The sequence below is a fragment of the Myroides sp. A21 genome, assembly GCF_000807225.1.
Lineage (GTDB): Bacteria > Bacteroidota > Bacteroidia > Flavobacteriales > Flavobacteriaceae > Flavobacterium > Flavobacterium odoratimimum.
Map to the genome: position 1 here is coordinate 2,132,059 of NZ_CP010327.1, position 22,338 is coordinate 2,154,396.

The window sequence follows — 22,338 nt, forward strand, 5'->3', positions numbered from 1 at the left end:
AAAGTCTTAATCTAGGTTAAAAAAACATAAATAAGGAGAAAGTAATTAAATTATTTTAGTTACTTTGTTGACTTTACTAGAAGATGTTTAATCAGTTTAAATTACATATAGAGAATAACTTCAGAGAGTTATTAGAAGAGCCATTATTACTTGCAGTAAGTGGAGGGATAGATAGTATCGTTTTAGTGCATTTATGTCATAAGTTAGGACTAGACATAACGATAGCACATTGTAACTTCCATTTAAGAGGAGAAGATAGTAATGGTGACCAAGAGTTTGTAGAACAATTAGGAGAGGAGTTAAGCATTCCAGTTTTTGTTGCAGAGTTTGATACAGTACAATATGCCACAGAGCACAAGGTGTCTATACAGATTGCAGCTAGAGAATTGCGATATGATTGGTTTAGAGAACTAGCTACACAACAGAAGAAGACCTATCTATTAACCGCTCATCACTTAGATGATTCTATGGAGACTTTCTTGATTAATTTATCTAGAGGTACGGGTATAGAAGGGTTATTAGGAATACCAGCTAGAAATGGCTACATCAGAAGACCAATATTGCCATTTACTAGAGAGGATATCGCTCATTATGCAGAAGAGAATCAGATTACTTGGAGAGAAGATATAACAAATAGTCAGACAAAATATTTGCGTAATAAAATTCGTAGGAATATATTGCCACTTCTAAAAGAGACGAATGAACATTTTTGTCAGTCTTTTTTACAGACAATGGAGTATTTGCAGCAGTCAGTAGATTTGAGTGAAGATGCTAGTAAATATTATTACAGTCAGGTAGTTACAGAACATGACGGTGAGGAGATAAGTATTAACTTAGAGCAGTTAAAAAGTCTTTCTTCACCTAAAGCATATTTGTATAAGTGGTTATCTCCTTTAGGATTTACGGCTTGGTCTGATATCGAAGATTTAATTAATGGAGCATCAGGTAAGATGATTTATTCGCCTACTCATGTACTGTTGAAGAATAGAGGAGAGTTTATAATAAAACCTCTTCCACAAGAAAAAGAGAATAAAGAACAAATATATTTATTAGAGAACAAACAAACATTAACCCAACCACTAACGATTAGTATAACACCTTATGAAGAAAAACAGTTAACAAGTGATGCTTCGACCATTTATGTAGATGGGGATTTATTGACTTTTCCATTGACTATACGTAAATATCGAAGTGGAGATAGATTTATCCCATTTGGGATGAAGGGAACAAAGAAAGTGAGTAAGTTTTTTAAAGACGAGAAGTTTAGTCTATTTGATAAAGAGAATACTTGGCTTTTATGTTCAGAAAATAAGATTGTATGGGTTATCGGTAGTCGAATGGATGAACGATTTAAGATAAAAGATACAACAACAAACATTATTAAAATTCAAATTAATCTATGAGAAAATTAGCTTATTTGCTACTTTTTTTATTGTCATTTATATCAGTGCAGGCTCAGATTACTAATCCTGCTAAATGGCAATCTAAAATTGAGAAAAAGTCTGATACAGAATATACCATTACTTGGGATGCTGTAATAGAAAAGAACTGGCATTTATACTCCCAATATAACCCAGAAGGAGGTTCTTTGCCTTTAGAGTTTATTTATAATAATCAAGAGGGAAATTATACTTTAGAGGGTAAGGCAAAGGAGAGTGAAACAAAGACTTCATTTAATGATGTCTTTGGTGTGGATGAAATCTACTTCGTAGACTCTGCTAAACTAGTTCAAGACATTAAGATAACCAATCCTACTGTGGAAACTATCCAAGTAGAATTAGCTTATCAGGTATGTGATGAAATGTGTATTAGCCAGAGTAACTTATTTGTTTATGATTTAAAGACACTTGAAACCAAGGAAGTAAAGAACTTCGAAGATTTAGCAACTACTGCTGTAGATACTAAAAAGGACAGTGATACAACGGATACAACAGTAGCTACAACAGGAAATACTAAAGAAGAGAAAAAAGGATTGTTTACTATTTTCTTCTTAGCCTTCTTATCAGGGTTTGCAGCATTACTTACACCATGTGTATTCCCAATGATTCCAATGACAGTGAGTTTCTTTACTAAACAGTCTAAGACTAGAGCGAAGGGAATTAAGAATGCAATTATCTATGGATTATCTATCATCCTTATCTATGTAGTATTAGGAACGATAGTGACTGCAATATTTGGAGCAGATTCATTAAACGCACTTTCTACGAATGTGTATTTTAATATTATCTTCTTTTTATTGTTAGTGATATTCGCTACATCGTTCTTAGGAGCGTTCGAGATTATGTTACCTAACTCATGGGCTAATAAAGTAGATTCTCAAGCAGACAGAGGAGGTATCATAGGAATCTTATTTATGGCATTAGCACTTGCTATAGTATCATTCTCATGTACAGGGCCTATCGTAGGAACACTATTAGTAGAAGCAGCATCTAAAGGAGGTATAGCACCTATCGTAGGAATGTTAGGGTTCTCTCTAGCATTAGCATTACCATTTATGTTATTCGCTATGTTCCCAGGATGGTTAAACTCTATGCCACGTTCAGGAGGATGGTTAAATACTGTGAAAGTATCTTTAGGATTCTTAGAGTTAGCTTTAGCATTTAAATTCTTGTCTAATGCAGACCTTGTATTACAAGCGCATTGGTTAGAAAGGGAAGTTTTCTTGGCGATCTGGATTGCTATCTTTGGAGCATGGGCGTTATATTTATTAGGAAAGATTAGGTTACCTCATGATAGTCCTACAGATAGTATATCAGTAGGAAGATTATTTATGGCTTTATTAGTATCTGTATTTACGATTTATATGATACCAGGTCTATGGGGAGCACCACTTAAGATTATCTCAGGTTTCCCTCCACCGATGACGTATTCAGAAAGTCCTTATGGTATTGGCGGAAAAGGTGGTAACGGAGGAGGAGTAGCTACTGCTATTCCAGACGGAGCTAAACTTGGAGCACATGATATTATTGCTTTTACAGATTACGAGAAAGGTATGGCTTATGCTAAATCTGTAAACAAACCAGTCTTACTTGACTTCACAGGTTTTGCATGTGTGAACTGTCGTAAGATGGAAGATTATGTATGGTCAGAAGCAGAAGTATTATCTATCTTAAAAAATGAAGTTGTTTTAATTTCATTATATGTAGATGATAAGAAAGAGTTGCCTGAGAACGAACAATACGTTTCGGAAACTACAGGTAAGAAGATAAAAACAATTGGTAATAAATGGAGTGATTTCCAAATGAAACATTACCAAGCGAATGCACAGCCTTACTATATCGTATTAGATAAAGAAGGTAATCGCTTAAATGAAGCTGTTGGTTATATGCCAGACGCACCAGAGTATAAAGCTTGGTTAGAGAGCGGTATTAATAAAGTAAAATAACGTTACGATTATATTTTAAGAGAAGCCACGTGAGTTCACGTGGCTTTTTTTATGGTAGTGGTATAAAAAAACAAAGGTGTTTTGATTTAATTTTAAGAAGAAAGTTAATACATTTGATAACCTTCTGAAATAAGGAAACAAAACACAATATTTAATTTAAGTACCTTTTGTTAATCACTAATAGAGAATGTATTCTTCAGAATATTAGATGATTAATTAGAGCGTATAAAATAAGCTAAGAAAAATGAAAAGAAGTTTAGTTGCATTATCATTTGCATTGTTTGCACTGTGTACACAAGCACAAGTTCACACTCCACCTACAAGTACAAAAGCAGAATCACATCAAGTAGTAGGGCTTACGGATATCAAGATTGACTACTCAAGACCGAATATGAGAGGGCGTTTAGTATTTGGTGATTTAGTTCCTTATGGAAGAATGTGGAGAACAGGGGCGAATATGAATACGGTAGTTACTTTTGGTAATGATGTAGAGATAGGCGGTAAGAAATTAAAGAAAGGATCGTATGCATTATTTACTATTCCTAAAGTAGAAGAATGGGAAGTAATATTCTATGCAGATACGAATAACTGGGGATTACCAGAGAAATGGGATGAGAGTAAAGTAGCTTTATCGACTAAGGTTAAACCTATTGGTTCTGATCGCAAATTCGAGACATTAACTGTAGCAGTGAATAATGTGAACATAGACTACGCGGACTTAGAGATTATGTGGGAGAAGACAGTTGTGCCTGTTCGTTTTAAAGTACCAACAGATCAACTGGCAATGCAGAGTATTGAGGAGACATTTGATGGACCTACAATCGTTGATTATTACGGAGCAGCAGAATATTATTACCTAACAAACAAAGACCTTGTAAAAGCTCTAGATTGGGTAAATAAGGCTATTGAGAAATCAGGAGACAAAATACCTTATTACTTTGTACGCTTAAAATCACAAATCCAAGCTAAAGGAGGTGATAAAATAGCCGCTGTAGAAACTGCCAAATGGGCATTAGAGTTAGCAGAGAAAGCGAATAACCTTGATTATATCAAGATTAATAAAGACGCTATCAGAGAGTGGAGCAAGTAATTTTAATTAAGAATTAAGAATTAAGAATTAAGAATTAAGAATTAAGAATTAAGAATTAAGATTGTGCTTAAAACACTGATTTCTGAAAGCTTATAGCTCTGAATATATAAAGAAAAAGATAGTTCTAATGAGCTATCTTTTTTTGTTTCTATGAAGTTGTCTTTTTGTGAAGTTGTCTTTTTGTGAAGTTGTGAAATCGTGAAGTTGTGAAATCGTGAAGTTGTGAAATTGTGAAATTGTGAAATCGTGAAGTTGTGAAACCGTGAGCTGTAACCCTTCAACTGTCAATTAATCATATCTCTAATTTCCATTACTCTATGCTGTAAGCAAACTACAGAAAAACACCATCACAAAAAAACACCATCACAAAAAAACAAACCTACTATCAACTATCTTTTTTATTTAAGATACTTTGATTCTGTATCGAATGCTTTATCTTTGTGTCTTAACAACACAATCTAAAATATGCTAACAGAATTAAATGCTATTTCGCCTATCGATGGGCGTTATAGAGGTAAGACCAATGCACTAGCTAATTATTTCTCAGAAGAAGCATTAATCAAGTACAGAGTATTAGTAGAAGTAGAGTACTTTATTTCTCTATGCGAGCACAATGTCCCTCAATTAGCCAATGTCCCAAGTTCTATCTTTCCTGAATTGCGTAAACTGTATCAAGAGTTTACCACAGAAGATGCTTTGTGGATCAAGGAGATGGAGAAAACTACGAATCACGATGTGAAAGCAGTAGAGTACTTTCTGAAAAGCGCATTTGACATTTTAAAGTTAGAAGAGTATAAAGAGTTTATTCACTTTGGACTAACTTCTCAGGATATTAATAACACCTCTATACCTTTATTGACTAAAGAAGCGTATGAGGATGTATATAAACCATCTTTACTAACTGTTATCAATAGATTAAAAGAGCTGAGCATAGAGTGGAAGGATGTACCTATGTTGGCACGTACGCATGGTCAGCCTGCTTCTCCTACACGTCTAGGTAAAGAGATTTACGTATTCGTGGAGCGTTTAGAACAGCAGTTAGCATTATTAGAGCAAGTACCTTTTGCTGCTAAATTTGGTGGTGCTACAGGTAACTTTAATGCACACCATGTAGCTTACCCAAAACAAGATTGGAAACAGTTTGGAACTGACTTCGTAGAATTGACTTTAGGGCTTAAGCATTCTTTCCCGACTACACAGATAGAGCACTATGATCACTTCGCAGCATTCTTCGATGGATTAAAACGTATAAACACGATACTGATAGACTTAGATAGAGATATCTGGACGTATGTATCGATGGATTACTTTAAACAGAAGATTAAGGCAGGAGAGATAGGTTCTTCGGCTATGCCTCATAAAGTGAATCCTATTGACTTCGAAAATTCAGAAGGAAACTTAGGTATTGCTAATGCGATCTTTGAACATTTAGCTGCTAAGTTACCGATATCACGTCTTCAACGTGACTTGACAGACAGTACAGTGTTGCGTAATGTAGGAGTACCTTTTGGACATACGCTTATTGCATTTGAGTCTACATTAAAAGGATTGAATAAGTTATTGCTGAATGCAGATAAGTTTGCTCAAGACTTAGAGAATAACTGGGCTGTAGTAGCAGAAGCTATTCAGACTATTCTAAGAAGAGAAGGATACCCTAATCCGTATGAAGCATTAAAAGATTTGACTAGAACGAATACAGTGATTAATAAAGAATCAATGCATAATTTCATCGAGACATTAAATGTATCTGATGCGATTAAAACTGAACTTAAAGCAATCACACCAGCTAATTATTTAGGAGTAGATATTCTGTAATAAGAATTTATAATAAAATGAATAAGCGAGTCTTTCGAAAGAAGGGCTCGCTTTTTTATTTCATGATTAGAACACTATTTTTAGAATAGATAAATAAAAAACGGGCTACTCTAAGGCAGCCCGTTTCTATATATTGAATAATCTAATTCTTATAAGTGGATTACTTCACCGTAAGCATCAGCTACAGCTTCCATCACAGCCTCACTCATAGTAGGGTGTGGGTGAACAGCTTTAAGGATTTCGTATCCAGTAGTTTCTAATTTACGAGCAACTACAGCCTCAGCGATCATATCTGTAACACCAGCTCCGATCATGTGGCATCCTAACCACTCACCGTATTTAGCATCAAAGATAACTTTAACGAATCCATCAGGAGTACCAGCAGCTTTTGCTTTTCCAGATGCAGAGAATGGGAATTTACCTACTTTAAGTTCATAACCAGCCTCTTTCGCTTTAGCCTCAGTCATACCTACAGAAGCGATCTCTGGAGTAGCATAAGTACATCCTGGGATATTTCCGTAATCTAATGGCTCTACATGGTGTCCAGCGATTTTCTCAACACATAAGATACCTTCAGCAGAAGCCACGTGAGCTAACGCTTGTCCAGGTACTACGTCACCGATAGCATAGTATCCAGGTACGTTAGTTTGGTAGAAGTCGTTTACTAAGATTTTATCTCTATCTGTAGCAATACCTACTTCTTCTAATCCGATGTTCTCGATATTCGTTTTGATACCTACAGCAGATAATAAGATATCAGCTTCTAATACCTCTTCACCTTTAGCTGTTTTTACATATGCTTTTACTCCTTCACCTGTAGTGTCGATACGCTCTACAGAAGAGTTAGTCATAATGTTGATACCGTTTTTCTTTAAAGAACGCTCAAATTGTTTTGAGATATCTTCATCCTCTACAGGAACGATATTTGGCATAAACTCAACAATAGTTACATCAGTACCCATTGATTTATAGAAGTAAGCGAACTCAACTCCAATAGCTCCAGAACCAACAACAATCATTTTCTTTGGTTGTTGAGGTAATGTTAATGCTTGTCTGTATCCGATTACTTTTTTACCATCTTGAGGTAAGTTAGGTAACTCTCTAGAACGAGCACCTGTAGCGATGATAATATGGTCAGCAGATAGTTCAGTTACTTTTCCATCTTTGTCAGTAACGTCTACTTTCTTACCTGGTTTTACTTTTCCGAATCCGTCGATAACTTCGATCTTATTCTTTTTCATTAAGAATTGAACTCCTTTGCTCATTCCTTCAGCTACGTTACGAGAACGTGCGATAACAGCATTGAAATCTTTATCTACATCACCATTGATAGTCAATCCGTAGTCAGAAGCGTGTTTAAGGTATTCAAATACCTGTGCCGATTTAAGAAGAGCTTTCGTTGGGATACATCCCCAGTTTAAGCAGATACCTCCTAAATTTTCTTTTTCAACAACTGCAACTTTAAAACCTAACTGAGAAGCTCTAATCGCAGTAACGTAACCTCCAGGGCCACTTCCTAAAACAATAATATCGAATTTCATATATCTATATATTTCTATATTTTATGCTACGAAAATAATCATTTATTTCTGTTATTGAAACTTTCAATACGAAAAGTTGATAGGCTGTAACTAAGGTAATTGCAAGGAGTGTGGCTTATTTGGCTATTAAGACGTGACAATTATTATCAAAAAGGCAATATTGTTGATAATCTTTTAAAAAACTAGGAGAGAATAGCGTACTAAAAAATATTGAAATTTTAGAACAAAAGTATTTCTACTCTTCGGAAGTTTTCGTCTAATTCATTTTAGGTAGAGAAACCATCTTTATAATGAACAATAAAAAAGCGATAGATATGGATCTATCGCTTCTGTATATTGAGCTATATTTGTTTGTTAAACTGTGACTCGTGTAGGTTTTTATAGTATCCGTTTTGGATTTCTAATAGGTCTTTATGAGTTCCTTTTTCTACTATTTTACCTTTATCCATTACGATAATTTGATCAGCGTTTACTATCGTTGCTAATCGGTGTGCTATAATGATAGACGTTCTATCTTTAGTTAGATAGTCAGTCGCTTTCTGTAGTAATTCTTCTGAATGTGTATCGATAGAAGAGGTAGCTTCATCTAGTATCAGAATACTAGGATTACTAACATACGCACGTAAGAAAGCGATCAACTGACGCTGTCCAGATGATAGCATGACACCGCGTTCCTTCACATTATAATCATATCCACCAGGGAGTTGTAAGATGAAGTCGTGTATCCCTATTTTCTTAGCAGCTTCGATGACAGTCTCTCTTGTGATACTCTCATCATGTAGCGTGATATTATTGTATATTGTGTCACTAAATAAGAATACATCCTGAAGTACCACTGCTACTTGTTTGCGCAGTGTAGCTAGTTTGTATTCATTGATATTGACACCATCGATACAGATCGTACCACTGTCTATATCGTAGAATCTATTTAATAGATTGATGATAGTAGACTTACCTGCACCAGAACTTCCCACGATCGCAATGGTGCTACCAGCAGCTATATCTAGGTTAATCCCTTTTAGTACTTCTGTTCCTTCGATATAACTAAAGCGAACAGCTTTTAGTTCTATTTTACCATTAAACTGTGGGGCAGTGACTGTACCGCTATCGTCTATCTGTTCTTCTGTTTCTAATACTTCGAATACACGCTCTGCTGCGATAATCCCCATTTGCATGACATTGAACTTATCAGCTATCTGTCTCAATGGGTTAAATAGCATGGTGATTAACATCGTATAGGCGAATAAATCTCCGAAAGAAGTAAGGTTGTCTCCTTGTACGATAGACATCCCTCCATACCAAATCACAAAACCAAGTGTAAGAGAAGATACGATATCCGCTATCGGAAAGAAGATAGAGTTATACAGAATATTCTTTAGCCAAGCCACATTGTGTTTATGGTTAATCTCTTTGAATTTTTCGTATTCTATTTCTTCTCTCGTAAAGAGTTGTACGATCTTCATTCCTGTTAATCTCTCTTGTACGAATGTATTTAGATTAGATATCTGTGTACGTACTTCTTGGAACGCAGTTTTCATGTGTCGTTGGAACTCACGAGTAGCATATAATAGAATAGGCATAGCTATCAATACGATACAGCTCAACTTCCAGTTCATATAGAACATAATGCACAGTACCACGAACATCTTTAGTAAGTCACTGACAATCATAAAGAGCCCTTGACTGAAGATACTAGCGATAGATTCTATATCAGATACTGCACGTGTCACTAATTTTCCTACGGGTTCGTTATCGAAATAACGCATTCTGAAGTTGATAATTTTATCAAATAGTTTCTCTCGAATGTCTTTTACGATATCCTGTCCTAACCAGTTCGCCCAATAGGTAAAGAAGAATTGTGAAGATACTTCTAGTACGAGTACTAATCCCATCAGTAGGATGTAGAGTAGTAGCCCAGATTGATCTTGTTTCTGTACGTATTCATCTACAGTTATTTTTAGCATATACGGACGTATGGCAGCGAATATAGAAAGGGAAATCGCAAATACAACTACCCAATTAAATCGTTTTTGATACGGCTTAGTATATTGTAATAATTTCTGTAGAGATAATGATTTTAGTTTTTTCATAAATAAGGGTAACTAACTTGAGTTAAATAAAGACCTTTTCCAGGTACAGAAAAGCCAGCTTTGCCTCTGTCTTTACTTTCTATTATCGTTCTGAAGTCATCTAGTGTTATTTTTTCATGTCCTACATTGACTAAGGTACCCACTATCGCTCTGACCATATTGCGCAGGAAGCGATTAGCAGAGATGGTAAATACTAGTCTGTTATCAGGTAGAATATCCCAATGTGCTTTATAAATAGTACAATTGAAGGTGAATACATCTGTATGTGTCTTAGAGAAACATTCGAAGTCTTCATACTCAAATAAGATTTGAGCAGCTTGATTCATTAATTCTACATTCAGCGGTCTAAAGTGGTAGTAGCTACCCGCGTTACAAAACGCATCTTTATATTGATGAATGTGATACTCGTAGGTACGTGCTGTCGCATCGAAGCGTGCGTGGGCATCATCTGCTACGGTATGTATATTATAAATAACAATGTCTTCAGGTAAAAAAGAATTCATTCGTTGTACTAAAGAATCTTTGTCAAAAGGTAACTCGTGATCAAAGTGTGCATACATCTGTTTAGCATGTACTCCAGCATCTGTCCTACCTGCTCCCACTAGCTCTATAGGGGTGCGTAGTAGAGTAGAGATAGCTTTAGTCAGTACTTCCTGTACTGATATAGCATCAGGTTGTAATTGCCATCCGTGATAATGTGTTCCGTTATATGCGAATTCTAAAAAGTATCTCAATGTAATTCTCTTTGTTTTGTAAAACGCAAATATACTTTAAAATCGGGACTAGGTAGTTGATGTTATTATAAAATTAGGAACTCATTTTTTGAATAGAAGAACAAATAACTAAGAAATGAAAGGGCTAGACGGATTACTATTCGTATTTAGTAAGAAGGCGGATTTTAATTTATTTAGAGCTGTATTGCTAGAATAGTGATCGTGGTTTGATGCCATAGTGGTCGCATAGTTTTAGCCCTTTTTTATGCGACCACTATGCGATCACTATCCGACCACTATGCGACCACCTCAAAAAAAATCCCTTTTTCGATCTGTTATAATTATGTATTTAATATGTATAATTCTAGTGTGAACGGTGGATTAGTGGAAGGGTTCTGATAAGTTTGTGTTGCTCATATTAGAAAAATTAGTTCTAAAGAGAGGTCAATTAAATCGACCTGAAGTAAACAACGTTAAAAGCAAGAGATAGTTTAGAAATATGTTTATTTTTACGACTTGACTTGTTGTGACAAGTAATTAACCCAATTAACCTAACTATATTAATAATGAAAAAACTACTAGTATTACTGAGCTTGTGTATAGGCTCTTATGTACAGGCACAGGATTTTAATCAATATTTTGAAGACAAAACATTGCGTCTAGATTATGTATTCGGAGGAAATAACGAGAGACAATTTATCTTATTAGATGAATTAATTTCTTTGCCTTCATGGGCTGGGCGTACGCATAACTTAGGAGAGAATGCCTTAAAAGGAAATGGACAAGTACGTGTATACGATGAGCAAACAAATACATTAATCTATACCAATAGCTTCAGTACACTATTCCAAGAGTGGTTATCTACAGAGGAAGCGCAGAAGAATACCAAGAGTTTTGAGAATGTATTCTTAGTACCGTTTCCGAAAGATAATGTGCGTATAGAACTAATCCTATTTGATGCTGATGGAAAAGAAAAAGATAAATTAGTACATCATGTAGATCCTAAAGATATATTAATCCATACTAAGGGAACTAAGGATGTGACTAAACATGAATATGTACATAAAGCGAAAGACAATGCTAAGGCTATCAATGTAGTATTCGTTGCAGAAGGATTTAAAGAAGAAGAAATGGGGAAATTTATGGATGCTGTAAAGGTTTCTATAGAACAATTATTAGCGCATAAGCCTTTCGATAAATTTGCTGATAATTTTAATTTTATTGCTGTACAGAGCGCTTCTAAAGACTCAGGGGTAAGTGTCCCAAGACAAGGAGATTGGAAAAAGACAGTTGTAGAGTCTAATTTTGATACTTTTTATTCGGAGCGTTATTTGACTACGAACAGAATTAAGAAGTTACACGATGTACTAGCAGGTATTCCTTATGAACACATTATCATTCTTGCGAATACAGATGTGTATGGAGGAGGAGGAATCTATAATTCTTATACATTGACGACTACAGGACATAAGGACTTTAAGCCTGTGGTAGTACATGAGTTTGGGCATAGTTTTGCAGGATTAGCAGATGAGTATTTTTACCCTAATGATGTGTTGAGTGATTTAATTTCTAATCAGACAGAACCTTGGGAGCAGAATATAACTACATTAGTAGACTTCGATAGCAAGTGGAAAAAAATGCTTAAAAAGGGAACTCCAGTACCTACATTAGAAAAAGACAGTAAGAAATACCCACTAGGAGTATATGAAGGACTAGAAGGACGCAAGGTGTATAAAGGTACGTTAGACTGTAGAATGAAAACGAATCAGTATCCAGAGTTCTGTCCAGTTTGTCAGAATGCAATAGAAGAATTAATTTTGTTTTATACAGAGTAATCATAGTATAGCCTCTCACTAAGAGAGGCTATCTTATTATAAATAGATAGAGGTGAAAAAAATATTATTATTATCAGATACGCACGGCACTATAGATGAGTCTATCCTGAAGTATGTCAGACAGGCAGATGAGGTATGGCATGCAGGAGATATAGGAGACTTAGTAGTGACCGATACCATAAAGGTGCTAAAACCGCTTAGATGCGTATGGGGAAATATAGATGGTAAAGAGGCTCGACTAGAATTTTCTGAAGAGTTATTCTTTGAGTGTGAAGGGATGAAGGTCTATATGATCCATATAGGTGGATATCCAGGGAAATATAGAGCTAATGTAAGAGAGCGAATCAAGCAAGAGAAACCTGCTATCTATATCTGTGGGCACTCACATATACTGAAGGTACAGTATGATCAGATGATGGGGGTACTACATCTAAATCCTGGTGCAGCTGGTATAAGTGGTTTTCATCAGGTGCGTACGATGTTGCGTTTTGCGATAGATAACGGAGCGATAAAGGATATGGAAATTATTGAATGGCCTAAAAACAAAAAAGCCGAACTCATATAGGTTCGGCTTTTTTAACGCACTAATAAACTAAGATGTTAGGTTTATCGTAAACGATCCACAGATTTTACGAGATCTTCATCCTTCTTAATGGCTCTGTTCGCTAAGACAAGGAACAGGATAGAAATAATAGGGAGGAACATCCCAATACCTTTCTCAGAAATAGCTTCCGCAGTTTCTCCAGATACTGTTAGCGCACGATATACAAATAATCCTAATAGTATAAAGTTTGATATTATATTCAATCTATTAATTACAAACTGTCTCTTTCTATTTTTATACCCCATAATAGCTACTACTGTAAGAGCAGTAGATAATCCGAATAGGATAGTAGATGAAGGCATCATCATGAAATAGATAGGTTCATTCGCACCATTTGTCCATAATGGGATGAAAAAAGGTAGTACTCCCATAATGATAAAGACAAGAATCAAATAAACAGTCTGTATTCTCTGTAACATAATTGTAAAAATGTATGAAGTACAAAAATAGTGTTTCTTTTTTATAAAAACCTATTGTTTATAAAATTTTATTCGTAATATTGCATCAGTACTGTCGTAAGTTCTTCATAATACGGCAATTCTATTTTAAATTTCCATTCTTATTTAAAATTACACAACTCAATATTTTTATAATCTATAAACATTTATATGTTTGAAATTTCCGAACTAAAAAAAATGAAGGTCGCAGATCTTCAGGAGATTGCTAAAAAAGCAAAAATTGCTAAGGTGGCTTCTTTGAAAAAAGACGAACTTATAGGGCAGATATTAGAACATCAACAAGCGACAAATGCAGAGGAGAAAAAAGCACCTGTAAAAGCTAAACCTGTGGATAAAGCTCCTTTAGAGGAAAAGAAGGCTCCTGCAGTAGCTAAAAAAGTAGCTGTGGATAAGGCTAACAATGATGTAAAAACAGATAAAACAGTTAAACAAAATACAACTCCTACTACTGAGAAATCAAGAAGACCTAGACTAGGTAAACCTAATGAGGATGAGGGTAAGGTAGAGAGTAAAGTGGAGCAGGCTTCTCGTGTATTAGCAGATAATACACAACGCAAAACAACTCACCAGAGAAATGAAGAAACTCCTGCGAAACAAGAGCAAAAAAAAGAAACCGTAAGTGAATCAACTGCTGAAGAAAAGGTAGGTTCTACAAACGAGAATAGAAGGGATTTCAAAAAGAGACAACCTGATAATAATAGACGTGATGGGCAAAAACGTGATTTCAAATCTCGTCAGCAACAGTCACAACCTAAGAATAATGCTTCTACTGAAGTAACTAATGCCGCAGCAACAGATAGAGAGCCTGTAGCGAAAGAGGAAATATCTACTGTAGATAATACTGCTCCTCAACAGTCTGAAAACGACAATCAAAAAAGAAATAACAATCAACAGAATAGAAATAATAACAACAAAAAGAATAATTTCAGAGAACCTGATTATGAATTTGATGGTATTATAGAGAGTGAAGGGGTATTAGAAATGATGCCTGATGGATATGGATTCTTGCGTTCTGCGGATTACAACTATTTATCTTCTCCAGATGATATTTATTTATCTCAGTCACAGATTAGATTATTCGGTCTTAAGACTGGTGATACTGTAAAAGGAGTGGTGCGCCCTCCGAAAGAAGGGGAGAAGTTCTTCCCATTAGTAAAGGTGTTGAAAATTAATGGTCACGATCCTCAGTCTGTTAGAGATAGAGTGTCTTTTGAGCATTTGACTCCTTTGTTTCCGAATGAGAAGTTTAATCTAGATGCGAAGAGTAGTACTATTTCTACTCGTCTAATGGATATGTTTGCTCCTATCGGTAAAGGACAACGTGGTATGATCGTAGCTCAACCAAAGACAGGTAAGACTGTTCTTTTAAAAGAGGTAGCGAATGCTATTGCAGCTAATCACCCTGAGGCATACTTAATCGTGTTACTTATAGATGAGCGTCCTGAAGAGGTGACAGATATGCAGCGTAGTGTGAATGCTGAGGTAATTGCTTCTACATTCGACGAACCAGCAGAGAGACATGTGAAAGTAGCTAATATCGTATTAGAGAAAGCAAAGAGATTAGTAGAGTGTGGTCATGATGTAGTGATCTTATTAGACTCTATCACGCGTTTAGCAAGAGCATATAATACCGTACAGCCAGCATCTGGAAAGGTGTTAAGTGGAGGGGTAGATGCTAATGCATTACAAAAACCAAAACGATTCTTCGGAGCGGCTCGTAATATAGAAAATGGAGGATCTCTTAGTATCATCGCTACAGCGTTAGTAGATACAGGGTCTAAAATGGATGAGGTGATTTTCGAAGAATTTAAAGGTACTGGTAATATGGAGTTACAGTTAGATCGTAAGTTGGCAAATAAACGTATTTTCCCTGCGATAGACATTACTTCATCTAGTACACGTAGAGATGATTTATTATTAAACGAATGGGAGCTTAAGCGTGCTCTTATGGTTAGAAGATATATAGATGATATGAACTCTGTAGAGGCGATGACATCTATCATTGACAATGTGAAAAATACTACGAATAATGACGAGGTATTAAAAACATTAAGCAAGTAAAAATAACCTGTATGTATATTGAAAAAGAGGACATTTATAATTTATAAATGTTCTCTTTTTTTTATAAATAGTTTCTTAATTGTTATATAAATGCGTAATTTTCAATACTAAATGTTTTGAGAATAAAACAAAAGTTGTTTCTTTGACTCAGTTTTAATGACAGAAGAAATGACGATATAAAGAGAAGATAGTAGTAGAATGCTGTATCGGTTTTTATCTAGTTGTTTTTTGTCAGAGTATAGGGTGTAAAAGAAGAAGATTATGTATGAACTAACAATATTTATAGTAGTAGCTATACTAGCCTATTTTATCGTTAGAAGGTTTTTCTCTATTAAGCGTTTTAATACCAAGGAAGAATATCTTCAGTATAAACGGGAACAAGAGGAATTGTTGAGAGAGGAAGAAGAGGAATGGGACGATGATTTAATCGATAAAAAGAGTTTTGACTTCTTATTTATAGGAGTTGTAGCAACTGTGTTATTTTTGGTCTGTGGTCTTTTTACAGGTAATCCATTCTATTTTGTTTTGATGATTTTCGTTATTACAGCGATATTATTCTTGCACTATTTTCCCTCTAAAGGAGATTTTTAAAGTTTTTGTTGTCACTAATACTGTCTGTGGTATTTGATATAGACTCACTTTTGACGCGTTTTTCTCTTATAGATTCAAATAAATATTACCAGAGAAATGAAAGAAGCTGGGGTTTTAGTAGAAAAGGTCAAATAAAAGAGATGTTAAAATTACTTTTTTTTAGATCATTAAACGATTAGTAGTAAGAAAGTTAAAAAATAGAGGTAAAAATTAATTGATATTTTTTGATTGCTGAGTTTGTATTTACGGAATATCGTCCTATATTTGCACTCGCAATTAAGCAATAGGCCACGTGGCGCAACTGAATAGCGCATCTGATTACGGCTCAGAAGGTTGCAGGTTTGAATCCTGCCGTGGTCACTAAAGTCTTGATTTGAATCAAGACTGTGATAGAAATAAATAAAAGAATAATGGCCGCGTGGCGCAACTGAATAGCGCATCTGATTACGGCTCAGAAGGTTGCAGGTTTGAATCCTGCCGCGGTCACTAAAAGCTTCTCATTTGAGAAGCTTTTTTTATTTATATGTATTTTTGTAGAAGAATCTTTACTATAATGCGATGGCTAAGAAAGAAAACTATTTTAGATATTGGTGGAAGTCAAGTAATGAACATGGGGTGCATTCTCCATTTATATTTAATTTATTGACTAAAGGATTATATCCTAAAGATAGCAGATGGAGAGGAATGGCAAAGAAAGATGCTTTTATACTGCGCATGCTAAATTACTATCAGCCCCAGTCTCTCGCTGTACATGGGACACTCTCTGTGGAGGTGGCTTGTGCTAAATCATTAAAAGAATCTTCTGAAGCAGTAGATATGATCTATATGTCTAATATTAACGATATTGCTATAACTGATGTATGTACTCGTATGCATAATGATAGCGCCCTTGTAATCGATAGAAGAGAGGGACGAGAAGAAATAGAGGTTTTCTGGGAGCAGATTGTGTTAGATGAGCGCTTCAGTGCTACGATCGATTTCTATTATTACGGTGTAGCATTTATTAGATCAGAACAATTAAAACAACATTTTATTCTGCGTATGTAATTTGTTCTGTTAGATAGTTAGTAAGTAGATGTATTATTTCTAGTAATTTATTTATCTTAGAAGAGTCTTTCGGACTATTAGAAAAGATAATGAACTAAAAGCATAACTAAACTATCTATTATGTCTACTCATATTATTCAAGTAAAAGATATTAAACGCGATTTTAAATTGGGATCTGAAACAGTATATGTGCTGAAAGGTGTGAATTTAGAAATAGCAAAAGGAGATTATGTTGCTCTAATGGGGCCTTCTGGAAGTGGTAAGTCTACCTTGATGAATATTTTAGGTTGTCTAGATACGCCTACTTCAGGTAGTTATTATTTAGATGGTAAGGATGTTAGTTCTCTAAAAGATGATCAATTAGCAGAGATTCGAAATAAGCATATTGGTTTTGTATTCCAAACTTTTAATTTATTGCCTAGAACGACTGCGTTAGACAATGTGGCGCTACCTATGGTATATGCTGGTAATTCTAAAGCAGAACGCAATGTGCGTGCAAAAGAAGTACTAGATCAGGTGGGATTAAGTGATCGTATAGATCATCATCCTAATCAACTCTCAGGAGGACAGAGGCAACGTGTAGCTGTAGCTCGTGCTCTAGTGAATAAACCAGCTATTATATTAGCTGATGAGCCAACAGGAAATTTAGATACTAAGACTTCTGTTGAGATTATGAGTCTATTCGATGAGATACATGCGAATGGAAATACGGTTATACTAGTAACACATGAAGAAGATATAGCTGCACATGCACATCGCATCATCAGACTTAGAGATGGAGTGATAGAGAGTGATGAACGTATTAAGTAGATCGTAGTTCTTAGAAAGTTATTTTTATGTGTTATTAAGGTTTATCTTATATCAATAGATCTTTGATTAGAAATAATAGAGATTTCGTTAGAGAATAAGCTTTAGACATTTCTTTTTTTGTTGTACTTTGTGAGTTAATTAAACCAAGGACAATATTATGAAAGTATATACAAAAACTGGAGATAAGGGAACAACAGCATTATTTGGTGGTACACGTGTGCCAAAACATCACATCAGAATAGAAAGTTATGGTACGGTAGATGAATTGAATTCGTATATCGGTTTAATTCGCGATCAAGAGATGAATCCCTTGTATAAAAAAGTATTGATAGAGATTCAGGATAGATTATTCACTGTGGGAGCTATATTAGCAACTGATCCAGAGAAAGCAATTTTAAAAAACGGAAAAGAAAGACTAAATATTCCAAAAATAAGTGTGGCTGATATAGAGCTGTTAGAAAATGAAATTGATCGTATGGAAGATTCATTACCACAGATGACTCATTTCGTTTTGCCGGGCGGACATACTACTGTGTCATATTGTCATATCGCAAGGTGTGTTTGTCGTAGAGCAGAGCGTTTGTCAGTGAGTCTGAATGAGTCAGAGCCTGTAGACGAGTCAGTTTTGAAGTATTTAAACCGACTTTCTGACTATCTTTTTGTGTTGGCACGAAAGTTGACTTTTGATTTACAGGCTGAAGAAGTGAAATGGATTCCAAGAAAAGAAGACTAAAAAAGTGTTATTTTTCTTAAAATCTATAGATTTTAAAAAGCTACGTTCTTGAAAACAGCTGAAATAAATAAAAAAAAGCTTGATAATTTCATAATAAAAATTATTTTTGCATTAAAAATTTAAAACGAATAGAGATGTATTGGACATTAGAATTAGCATCTTACCTAAGTGATGCTCCATGGCCTGCGACGAAAGATGAGCTTATTGATTATGCAATTAGAACAGGTGCTCCTCTAGAGGTAGTAGAAAACCTTCAATCTATAGAAGATGAGGGAGAAATCTATGAATCAATGGAAGAGATATGGCCAGACTATCCGACTGACGAAGATTACCTTTGGAACGAGGATGAGTATTAAGATATAGATAAGAAAAAAGCCTCTAAAAAGGCTTTTTTTTTATTTAATTTTACGATTTGACAGTAATAAAAAAATAAACCACATAAATTTATGAGTATCATAAACAGCATATTAAAGGTGTTTGTTGGAGATAAATCAGAAAGAGATATCAAAGACATCAAGCCTTTAATTGAGAAAATAAAAACGTATGAAGGAGCTTTATCTAGCCTTTCAAACGATGAACTAAGAGCGAAAACAATTTACTTCAAAGAAAAGATACAGCAATCTAGAGCAGATCAAGATGCTAAAATCGCTTCTTATAAAGAAGAAATTGAGAAAACGCAAGATATCGATAAGAGAGAGTCTATCTACGCTAGCATTGATAGCTTAGAAAAAGAGGCTTATAACAACTCTGAGAAATTGCTATTGGATATTCTACCAGAAGCATTCGCTGTAGTAAAAGAAACAGCTCGTCGATTCAAAGAAAATGAAACAGTAATCGTTACTGCAACAGAACAAGATAGAATCTTCGCAGAGACTAAACCTTATGTAACTATCGTAGATGATAAGGCACACTGGGCGAATACATGGTCTGCTGCAGGAAAACAAGTTACTTGGGATATGATCCACTATGATGTACAGTTAATCGGGGGAATCGTATTACACCAAGGTAAAATTGCAGAGATGCATACAGGGGAAGGGAAAACGTTAGTAGCAACTTCACCATTGTACTTAAATGCATTAACAGGAAATGGAGTTCACTTAGTAACAGTGAATGACTACTTAGCAAAACGTGATAGTCAGTGGAAAGCTCCATTGTTTGAGTTTCACGGAATGACTGTTGATTGTATTGATAATCACCAACCAAACTCTCCAGGTAGAAAAGCGGCTTATGCTGCGGATATTACATACGGTACAAATAACGAATTCGGTTTTGACTACCTACGTGATAATATGGCACATACGCCAGAAGAATTAGTACAGAGAAAACACAACTTTGCAATCGTGGATGAGGTGGATTCTGTATTAATTGATGATGCTAGAACGCCATTGATTATTTCTGGACCTGTACCACAAGGAGATCGTCATGAATTTAATGAATTAAAACCAGAAGTAGCTAACTTAGTAGAGATGCAAAGAAAGCTAGCTAATGGATTCTTAGCAGAAGCTAAAAAATTAATTCGTGAAGGAAATACTAAAGAAGGTGGATTCTTATTGTTTAGAGCATATAGAAGTTTACCTAAGAATAAAGCGTTAATTAAGTTCTTAAGTGAAGAAGGAGTAAAACAATTACTTCAAAAAACTGAGAACCACTATATGCAGGACAACAATAGAGAAATGCATAAAGTAGATGAGGCGTTATACTTCGTGATCGAAGAAAAGAATAATCAAGTACAGTTAACTGATTTAGGTATTCAATTCTTATCAAAAGATACAGATCAAAACTTCTTCGTACTTCCAGATATTGGTGTTGAAATCGCTAAGATAGAAGCACAGAATCTATCTAAGGATGAAGAGGCTGAAGCAAAAGAAGTATTGTTCCAAGACTTCGGAGTGAAAAGTGAGCGTATCCACACTTTAAGCCAGTTATTAAAAGCTTATACTCTATTCGAAAAAGATACTGAATATGTAGTAATGGATAACAAAATTATGATCGTAGATGAGCAAACGGGACGTATCATGGATGGTCGTCGTTACTCAGATGGATTACACCAAGCTATCGAGGCTAAAGAGAATGTGAAAATTGAAGCAGCTACTCAAACATTTGCTACAATTACATTACAGAACTACTTCCGTATGTATAACAAACTAGGAGGTATGACTGGTACGGCGATTACAGAAGCAGGTGAGTTCTTACAGATTTATAAATTAGACGTTGTAGAGATTCCTACGAATAGAGGTATCGCTCGTCATGACAAAGAAGATAAGATTTATCGTTCAGTACGTGAGAAATTTAAAGCAGTAATCGAGGATGTGGTAGAGTTATCAAATGCTGGACGTCCAGTATTGATCGGTACAACATCAGTTGAGATTTCTGAGTTATTAAGTAGATCATTGAAAATGCGTGGTATTAGACACAATGTGTTGAATGCTAAATTACATAAACAAGAGGCTCAAATCGTAGAAGAAGCAGGACAATCAGGTATCGTAACTATTGCTACAAACATGGCAGGTCGTGGTACGGATATTAAGCTTTCTCAAGAAGTAAAAGACTTAGGAGGTCTTGCTATCATCGGTACTGAGCGCCATGACTCTCGTCGTGTAGACCGTCAGTTAAGAGGTCGTGCAGGTCGTCAAGGGGATCCAGGTAGTTCACAGTTCTATGTGTCACTAGAGGATAACTTAATGCGTCTATTCGGATCTGATCGTGTAGCTAAATTAATGGACAGAATGGGATTAGAGGATGGAGAAGTAATCCAACACTCTATGATGACAAAGTCTATCGAAAGAGCTCAGAAAAAAGTAGAAGAGAATAACTTCGGTATTCGTAAGCGTTTATTAGAATATGATGACGTGATGAATGCACAACGTGAAGTAATCTATAAACGTAGAAAGCATGCCTTATTCGGAGAGCGTCTTAAAGTGGATATCGCGAATATGATGTATGACCTATGTGAGCGTATTGTAGAGACTAACAAATTAGCTAGTGACTATAAAAATTACGAATTTGATATTATCCGTAATTTCGGTACGAACAATGTGGTTAGTGAAGAAGAGTTTGCAAAAGGTGATGTAGTTGCTATCGCTAATAAGCAATACGATATCGTTTATAATGCTTATGCAGATAAATGTAAACGTAGTGCAGCAGAAGCATTTAAAGTGATCAAAAATGTTTATGAGAACAATGCAGGTCAGTTTGAGCGTATTGTAGTTCCTTTTACAGATGGTATTAAAACGATTAATATCGTAACTAACTTAGAAGAAGCTTATGCAACAGAAGGAATGTCATTAATTAATGATTTTGAGAAAAACATTACTTTGACTATTCTAGATGAGGCATGGAAGAAGCATTTAAGAAAAATGGATGAATTAAAGCAATCTGTACAGTTAGCTGTACATGAGCAAAAAGATCCATTGTTGATCTATAAATTCGAAGCATTTGAGTTATTTAGAAAGACTATTTTCGAGATTGATTCAGAGGTAATGACATTCTTGACTAGAGCAGATTTGCCACAACAAGAACAACCAGCAGAAGAGGTATCTGAAGCTTAAAAATAGATATGTCATAA

Annotated in this window: 17 protein-coding genes and 2 tRNA genes; 15 read left to right on the top strand and 4 right to left on the bottom strand. The window is 35.2% G+C overall.

Annotation, left to right across the window (positions count from 1 at the left end):
- Positions 1–83 precede the first annotated feature (83 nt).
- From tilS to purB, 4 genes are all read left to right on the top strand, one after another.
- Complete coding sequence (tilS, locus tag MYRA21_RS09705) at positions 84–1,403, top strand: tRNA lysidine(34) synthetase TilS (RefSeq protein WP_006260621.1); 1,320 nt, start codon at positions 84–86, stop codon at positions 1,401–1,403.
- Complete coding sequence (locus tag MYRA21_RS09710; protein WP_006260622.1) at positions 1,400–3,385, top strand: protein-disulfide reductase DsbD; 1,986 nt, start codon at positions 1,400–1,402, stop codon at positions 3,383–3,385. The genes tilS and MYRA21_RS09710 overlap by 4 nt, the downstream gene beginning before the upstream one ends.
- A gap of 244 nt (positions 3,386–3,629) precedes the next feature.
- Positions 3,630–4,475 (top strand): DUF2911 domain-containing protein, encoded by an 846-nt coding sequence (locus tag MYRA21_RS09715; RefSeq protein ID WP_006260623.1) that lies wholly within the window; start codon positions 3,630–3,632, stop codon positions 4,473–4,475.
- Positions 4,476–4,940: 465 nt separating this feature from the next.
- Positions 4,941–6,290, top strand: a complete 1,350-nt coding sequence (gene purB / locus MYRA21_RS09720) for an adenylosuccinate lyase (protein WP_006260624.1) — start codon at positions 4,941–4,943, stop codon at positions 6,288–6,290.
- 149 nt (positions 6,291–6,439) lie between these two features.
- Here purB and lpdA read toward each other — a convergent pair whose 3' ends face one another.
- The 3 genes from lpdA to truA all read right to left on the bottom strand — a co-directional run bounded on the left by lpdA (position 6,440) and on the right by truA (position 10,655).
- The gene (lpdA, locus tag MYRA21_RS09725; protein WP_006257123.1) at positions 6,440–7,831 is read right to left on the bottom strand and encodes a dihydrolipoyl dehydrogenase; all 1,392 of its coding nucleotides are present in this window, start codon (positions 7,829–7,831) and stop codon (positions 6,440–6,442) included.
- A gap of 341 nt (positions 7,832–8,172) precedes the next feature.
- Entirely contained in the window at positions 8,173–9,921 is a 1,749-nt protein-coding gene (locus MYRA21_RS09730) for an ABC transporter ATP-binding protein (RefSeq protein WP_006260627.1), read from the bottom strand.
- On the bottom strand, positions 9,918–10,655 hold the full coding sequence (gene truA, locus MYRA21_RS09735; protein ID WP_006260628.1) for a tRNA pseudouridine(38-40) synthase TruA: 738 nt from the start codon (positions 10,653–10,655) through the stop codon (positions 9,918–9,920). Before truA ends, MYRA21_RS09730 begins: the two co-directional genes overlap by 4 nt.
- Before the next feature lie 545 nt (positions 10,656–11,200).
- On the opposite strand from truA, the gene MYRA21_RS09740 reads away from it, so the two are divergent.
- Together MYRA21_RS09740 and MYRA21_RS09745 are read left to right on the top strand one after the other, a co-directional pair.
- Positions 11,201–12,469 (top strand): M64 family metallopeptidase, encoded by a 1,269-nt coding sequence (locus MYRA21_RS09740; RefSeq protein WP_039328926.1) that lies wholly within the window; start codon positions 11,201–11,203, stop codon positions 12,467–12,469.
- A 52-nt stretch (positions 12,470–12,521) separates the two neighbouring features.
- Positions 12,522–13,034 (top strand): metallophosphoesterase, encoded by a 513-nt coding sequence (locus MYRA21_RS09745; protein ID WP_006260631.1) that lies wholly within the window; start codon positions 12,522–12,524, stop codon positions 13,032–13,034.
- 41 nt (positions 13,035–13,075) lie between these two features.
- Here the strand turns inward: MYRA21_RS09745 and MYRA21_RS09750 are convergent, their stop codons facing one another.
- Positions 13,076–13,492, bottom strand: a complete 417-nt coding sequence (locus tag MYRA21_RS09750) for a DUF4293 domain-containing protein (RefSeq protein ID WP_006257117.1) — start codon at positions 13,490–13,492, stop codon at positions 13,076–13,078.
- Positions 13,493–13,681: 189 nt separating this feature from the next.
- Between MYRA21_RS09750 and rho the strand changes: the two genes are divergently transcribed.
- The 9 genes from rho to secA all read left to right on the top strand — a co-directional run bounded on the left by rho (position 13,682) and on the right by secA (position 22,321).
- Entirely contained in the window at positions 13,682–15,592 is a 1,911-nt protein-coding gene (gene rho / locus MYRA21_RS09755) for a transcription termination factor Rho (RefSeq protein WP_006260632.1), read from the top strand.
- Positions 15,593–15,853: 261 nt separating this feature from the next.
- A complete protein-coding gene (locus MYRA21_RS09760; protein WP_006257115.1) occupies positions 15,854–16,183 on the top strand; it encodes a hypothetical protein in 330 nt (109 codons plus the stop codon).
- Positions 16,184–16,469: 286 nt separating this feature from the next.
- Positions 16,470–16,543, top strand: a tRNA-Arg gene (locus tag MYRA21_RS09765).
- Between the two features lie 52 nt (positions 16,544–16,595).
- A tRNA-Arg gene (locus MYRA21_RS09770) sits at positions 16,596–16,669 on the top strand.
- Positions 16,670–16,741: 72 nt separating this feature from the next.
- Complete coding sequence (locus tag MYRA21_RS09775) at positions 16,742–17,230, top strand: hypothetical protein (RefSeq protein WP_006260634.1); 489 nt, start codon at positions 16,742–16,744, stop codon at positions 17,228–17,230.
- A gap of 120 nt (positions 17,231–17,350) precedes the next feature.
- On the top strand, positions 17,351–18,040 hold the full coding sequence (locus MYRA21_RS09780; protein ID WP_006260635.1) for an ABC transporter ATP-binding protein: 690 nt from the start codon (positions 17,351–17,353) through the stop codon (positions 18,038–18,040).
- A 157-nt stretch (positions 18,041–18,197) separates the two neighbouring features.
- Positions 18,198–18,773 carry a cob(I)yrinic acid a,c-diamide adenosyltransferase gene (locus MYRA21_RS09785; protein ID WP_006260637.1) on the top strand — a complete coding sequence of 192 codons (576 nt, stop codon included), beginning with the start codon at positions 18,198–18,200 and terminating at the stop codon, positions 18,771–18,773.
- 134 nt (positions 18,774–18,907) lie between these two features.
- Positions 18,908–19,129, top strand: coding sequence for a DUF2795 domain-containing protein (locus tag MYRA21_RS09790; RefSeq protein ID WP_002986941.1), 222 nt, complete (start codon positions 18,908–18,910; stop codon positions 19,127–19,129).
- Positions 19,130–19,219: 90 nt separating this feature from the next.
- On the top strand, positions 19,220–22,321 hold the full coding sequence (gene secA, locus MYRA21_RS09795; protein WP_006260638.1) for a preprotein translocase subunit SecA: 3,102 nt from the start codon (positions 19,220–19,222) through the stop codon (positions 22,319–22,321).
- Positions 22,322–22,338 lie beyond the last annotated feature (17 nt).